We start from the raw sequence: 5,211 nt of genomic DNA, 5'->3' as shown, positions 1-5,211 counted from the left end.
GTCCGGGCGCCGTCATCACGGCGCCGTTCCGCCGGCCGGTTCGCGCACGGTGCGCCGCTCGACGCGCTTGGCGGCGCGGGGGTCCCCGGAGCGGGCCACGACGACGCGCTGGACGAACACACCGGGCAGCTGGATCTCATCGGGGTCCAGCTCTCCCGGTTCGACCAGCTCCTCGGTCTCGACGACGGTCACCCGGCCCGCCATGGCCACCAGCGGGTTGAAGTTGCGCGCGGAGGCGTGGAAGACGAGATTGCCGTGGCGGTCCGCCCTGGCGGCCCGCACCAGGGCGAAATCGGCGGTGATCGCCTGCTCCAGCACATGGACCCGGTCGCCGAACGTACGCAGTTCCTTGGCCGGAGAGGCCACGGCGACCTCCCCGTCCGGGCCGTACCGCCAGGGCAGACCGCCCTCGGCGACCTGGGTGCCCACGCCCGCGGGGGTGTAGAAGGCGGGTACGCCGACGCCACCGGCGCGCAGCCGTTCGGCCAGCGTGCCCTGCGGGGTCAGCTCCACCTCCAGTTCGCCCGCGAGGTACTGGCGCGCGAACTCCTTGTTCTCCCCCACGTACGAGGCCGTGACCCGGGTGACGCGCCGGGCCGCCAGCAGCAGGCCGAGACCCCAGTCGTCCACCCCGCAGTTGTTGGAGACCAGATGGAGTCCCCGCGCTCCGTTGTCCAGCAGTGCGCCGATCAGCACGCTCGGGATTCCACTGAGCCCGAACCCTCCGACGGCGATCGTCGCGCCGTCGCCGATGCCGCCGACCGCCTGCTCGGCGGAGGGCACTGTCTTGTCCATGGAACCTCTTTGATCGTCCGATCGATGGTGTCGCGGCCCGGCCGAAGGCCCGCACGGCGCCTCACCGTTCTAGACCGGCAAATTCGTTTCGTCAATATACTTTCGAAACTTTGCATTCAATTCGATCGACGGCTACACTCCCGCCCATGGTGGCCAAGGGCGGCAAGCAGACATTGAGCGACGAAGTGCGGGCCAAGTTGCGCGCCGACATCCTGGGGGGCCGGCTGCTGCCCGGGTACCGGCTGAAGTTCCCCACGCTCAGCGCCCGCTACGACGTCAGCGTGAGCGTGCTGCGGGAGGCGCTCGTACGGCTGGCCGAGCAGGGACTGGTGCGGTCCGAGCCCCACCAGGGCTTCGTGGTGACCCCGCTGTCCCGGGAGACCCTCGGCGAGCTGACCGAGGCCCGCGTCGAACTGGAGGCGCTGGTGCTGCGCCGCTCCGTCGCGGAGGGCGACCTCGCCTGGGAGTCGGGCGTCGTCGCGGCCCATCACACGCTGGAGCGCACCCCGTACACCGCACAGGGCGACGACAACCGCGTCGACGACGGCTGGGCCGCCGCCCACGCCGCCTTCCACGAAGCCCTGCTGGTCGGCTGCTCCAACCGCCGGCTGCTGGACATCGCCCTGGGGCTGCGGGACGAGGCCGAGCTGTACCGCCGCTGGTCGCAGACGCTCGGCGACGAGCCCAGCCGCGATCTGGCGGGCGAACACCGCGCCCTGCTCGACGCCGCGCTCGCCCGGGACCCGGAAGCCGCCGCCGAGGCCCTGTGCGCCCATGTCCGGCACACCACCGAACTGCTGCTGTCCGCCGCCGACCGCCTGGACACCGAACCCGCGCCGCAGGACACACCCGTCACATCCGCGTAGCGACCGCGGATTCCCGGGCCCTGCCCCGCTCCTTCTCCCCGGACACAGGTGCCCAGACCCTGGCGGACAACCGCCCGCCGGGGTCACGGGGCGGGCGGGTTCACCCCGGGGTTTCCGCCCGGTGCGGGACCGGCGCCGAGCAGGTCCGCCAGCCCCTGGCGGGTGGTGGCGAGCACGACACGGTCGTCGCGGTGCAGCACATAGCCGGGGTGGGGATCGAAGAGCAGACCGGGTGTGTGCGGCCGGTCGTCGTCGGGGTAGACGGCCGCCAGATCGGGGCGGCGGTCGTCCGGCTCGGCCGTGTCCAGGGCGAGTACGCGCCACTGCCCCGGCCGGCCCGCCTCACCGATGGTCAGCCCCTGGAGCCGGGGCAGTTCGGCGACATCGAGGGCGGCGAAGACCAGCACCCGGCGTTCGACCGGTATGGCACCGAGTATCTGACGGCCCATCATGGCTCCGGCGAAGGCGGGCGCCGCGAGTGAGGTGACACTGCGGCTGCGGGTCACCGCGTCGGGGTGCGCCGCGCGCAGGGTGCGGTAGACGGCGGTGGCGAACTCGTCGTCGTACAGCCGCAGCGCCACCCTCAGCCGGGCCGATACGGTACGTGCGCACAGCGCCGCCTCCAGGTTGGTGGTGTCGGAGCTGGTGAGGGCGAGCAGCGCGTGCGCCCGGTGGGTCCTGGCCGCTTCGAGGACGCCTTCCTGGGTGACATCGCCGAGGACGACGGGGACGCGCAGGCTCCGGGCGAGCGCGATCCCACGGGCTTCGGGGTCCTCCTCCACGCAGACGACAGGGATGTCGAGTTCCCGCAGCCTGGCCAGCACCCGGGTGCCGATCTTGCCGAGACCGAGCAGGACCACATGCCCGGCCAGACCCCGGGGCGGCTTGCGCAGCGAGGTGGCGGAGCGGAAGGAGCCCAGGGCTTCCAGGACCGCCGCGACCATGACCGGCAGCAGCAGCATGCCGACCAGACCGCCGAGGAGTTGCAGCATCTGACGGTCGGTGGGCTCGCCCACGGCGGGGTCGTTGATGGAGAACAGATCGAGCAGCGTGATGTACGCGGCGTGCACGGGGTGGTCGCCCGTGGTGACCCAGGACGCGACCGCCAGGGCCCCCACCACCGCCGCGAACCCCGCCAGGGACCAGCGCACCCGGCGCGAGAACAGGTGCCCGAACGGCAGCACCGCCGCACCCAGCCGGCGGGGCGGGGCGGCGGGCGCGGAGTGCGAGACCGCCTCCAGGACGATGGTGCCCCGGCCCGCCGACGCGGCCACCTCCTGATCGTCCGGCAGGAGTCGCGGGCCCCGGGTGCCACTGGCGTCCGTGCCTTCGGTGCCCGCGGGATCGCTGGTCGTCGACGAGAGGAGCGCCAGGGTGCACAGCCCCGGCTCGGCCACCTCGCCCCGGCCCGGCGGGGGCCGCTCGACCGCCCGCAGGAGCAGTCCGTCCGCCTGGACGACCTTGCTGGTGCCGGTCACGGCCGCCGCGGCCAGCGCGGGGGCGGCCGTGTCCGCGTCCGACAGAACCGTGGTGGAGGAGTCGATGACATCGGGCGCCGCAGAGCCGTCGGGGGCACCGGGGCCCGTACCCGCGACCTCCGCCGCCTGGTCCAGCAGCTCCGCCAGATACTGCCCGAGCTTGCGGTTGTACAGCCGGATCACCAGGCGCAGCCTCGGGTTGAGCCGGCGTGCCGCCAGTGCCGCCCTGATGTTGATCTCGTCGTCCTCGTAGACGAGCGCGAGGGCGTCGGCGTCCGCCACACCCGCCTCACGCAGCGCGGCGGCGTCGGGGTCCTCCCGCTCCAGCACCCGCAGGGAGCCCGCCACCGCCTCCGGTGCCCCGCCCGTGTCCGGCATGAGCAGGGTGACCCGCTGGCGGTAGAGATTCCGTAGTTCCGCCGCCAGTCTGAGGGCGAGCGCGTCGTCTCCGCCGATCACCATCTCGCCTGCGGTGACCGGGTGTTGGTGCCGGCCGTGTTGGGAGTTCACCCGCCCAGAATGCCCTGCCCGGGGCCGGGCCCGGCCCATCGGCCCACGGCCCGGTGGCCGAGCGCGGTTCGGCGGAGCGTCCGGGGGTGCGCGGGCACCCGGTCGCGGGGGCTCGCCGCCGGGTGGGCGGAGGGCCTGGCGTATGCTCCGGGTGATCCGGTACGGAGGGCCCTCGGTACCGCGGCGGCCGGGCATCGTACGAGGTCGTGGTGGTTCCCGTGGCCCGCCCCGGAGCATGACCGCCCGGGCAGCGAAAAGTGACTGGCCGTGGCTGCTATGTGATAATCGCGTGCGATAGTCCACAGTCCACATAGCCCTGACGGATCACCCAGGGAGTCTCCGCCGCGGCGGGGCCCATGACACCGGCTCGTGCTTTTTCTGAGGGAGAGGACGGGTCTCCATGGCGACCGAGAACGGGTCGGAGCCTGCGGAGGCGGCCGGGCGGGCAGTGGACGCGGCAGCCGCCGACACCGTCGCGGAGCGGGGTCCGTCGGCGGGCAGCACGGTACAGATCGTCGATCACGCCCTGATGGTCCTCAAGGCCATCGCCGAGGCGGACAGGCCGCGCGGTGTGCGTGAGTTGAGCCGCGATCTGATGATCAGCAAGAGTTCCACCCAGCGGATTCTGGCCTCCCTGGAGCGGGTGGGGCTGGCGGTCGCCGAGGAGAACACCCGCAAATATGTGATCGGCCCGGCCGCGCTCACGCTCGCGTGGAAGCACGCGGCCAACAGCGATCTGGTGAGTGCCGCCGCGGACACCACGGCGCGGATCGCCGCCGTGACCGGTGAGACCGCGTGTGTGTCCACCATCGTCGACGGCCGCCGGGTGACGGTGTACGAGGCGGAGAGTTCACAGCCACTGCGTCTGATCACCGGTGTCGGCCGCCCGTACTCCCTGTTCTCCGGTGCCACCGGCCGGGTGCTGCTGGCGCTGCTGCCCGAGGACCGGCTCGAACGGCTGGTACGGGAGTACGCGTCGGCCGAGCCCACGACGGCCGCGGACGCGCGCGCGATCAGCGACCGTATCGCCACCGCGCGGGCGCGGGGGTATGCGCTGAGCCGGGAGGAGTGGATCACCGGCGGGTGCGGAGTCGCCGTGCCGATCGGCACCCAGGGCACCATCACGGCCGCGCTGAGCATCTACGGGCCCGAGGCCCGTCTCACCGACCGGCGCATGACCGAGTTGGTCCCCACGCTGCGGACTGCTGCCGCGCAGATCGCCATCCGCTGGCAGCAGCCGGCGTAACGTCGTCCCGCCGGGCCCGCCTCACCGGTCGGCGCATGACCGGACCGGTCCTCATCCTCACGCTGCGGGCGGCTACCGTGCGGATCGCCATCGGGTGGCGGCAGCCGGTGTAGTTCTCGCCCCTACAGGGCCGGGCATCCCGGCTCCGGCCCGGGCTCGTCCCGAGTTCCCCCGGAGCATCGGGTGCCGCTCCGGTGAGGCTGAGATCGCCCTACGTACCCGCGCGCGGGTACGCACCAGGGGGCGACAGCCCCTCGTAGCTGTCACGCCCACGCACCCAGCCCCCGGGGCTCCGCCCCGGACCTCCCCCTACGCC

General features: G+C 73.0%; 4 protein-coding genes. 2 read left to right on the top strand and 2 right to left on the bottom strand.

Features of this window, described 5'->3' with window-relative positions; all coding sequences use genetic code 11:
- Nucleotides 1-15: 15 nt before the first annotated feature.
- Nucleotides 16-795 carry a CoA transferase subunit A gene (locus ACWF94_RS32695; RefSeq protein WP_453496835.1) on the bottom strand — a complete coding sequence of 260 codons (780 nt, stop codon included), beginning with the start codon at nucleotides 793-795 and terminating at the stop codon, nucleotides 16-18.
- 146 nt (nucleotides 796-941) lie between these two features.
- On the opposite strand from ACWF94_RS32695, the gene ACWF94_RS32690 reads away from it, so the two are divergent.
- Nucleotides 942-1,661: a GntR family transcriptional regulator gene (locus tag ACWF94_RS32690; RefSeq protein ID WP_453496832.1), complete on the top strand. Its 720-nt coding sequence runs from the start codon at nucleotides 942-944 to the stop codon at nucleotides 1,659-1,661.
- Between the two features lie 83 nt (nucleotides 1,662-1,744).
- Here ACWF94_RS32690 and ACWF94_RS32685 read toward each other — a convergent pair whose 3' ends face one another.
- Nucleotides 1,745-3,601, bottom strand: coding sequence for an NAD-binding protein (locus ACWF94_RS32685; RefSeq protein ID WP_453496838.1), 1,857 nt, complete (start codon nucleotides 3,599-3,601; stop codon nucleotides 1,745-1,747).
- Nucleotides 3,602-4,049: 448 nt separating this feature from the next.
- On the opposite strand from ACWF94_RS32685, the gene ACWF94_RS32680 reads away from it, so the two are divergent.
- A complete protein-coding gene (locus tag ACWF94_RS32680; RefSeq protein WP_453496829.1) occupies nucleotides 4,050-4,895 on the top strand; it encodes an IclR family transcriptional regulator in 846 nt (281 codons plus the stop codon).
- Nucleotides 4,896-5,211 lie beyond the last annotated feature (316 nt).

Source organism: Streptomyces sp. NPDC055078, assembly GCF_053607985.1.
This window is presented reverse-complemented; position numbering and strand designations above follow the sequence as displayed.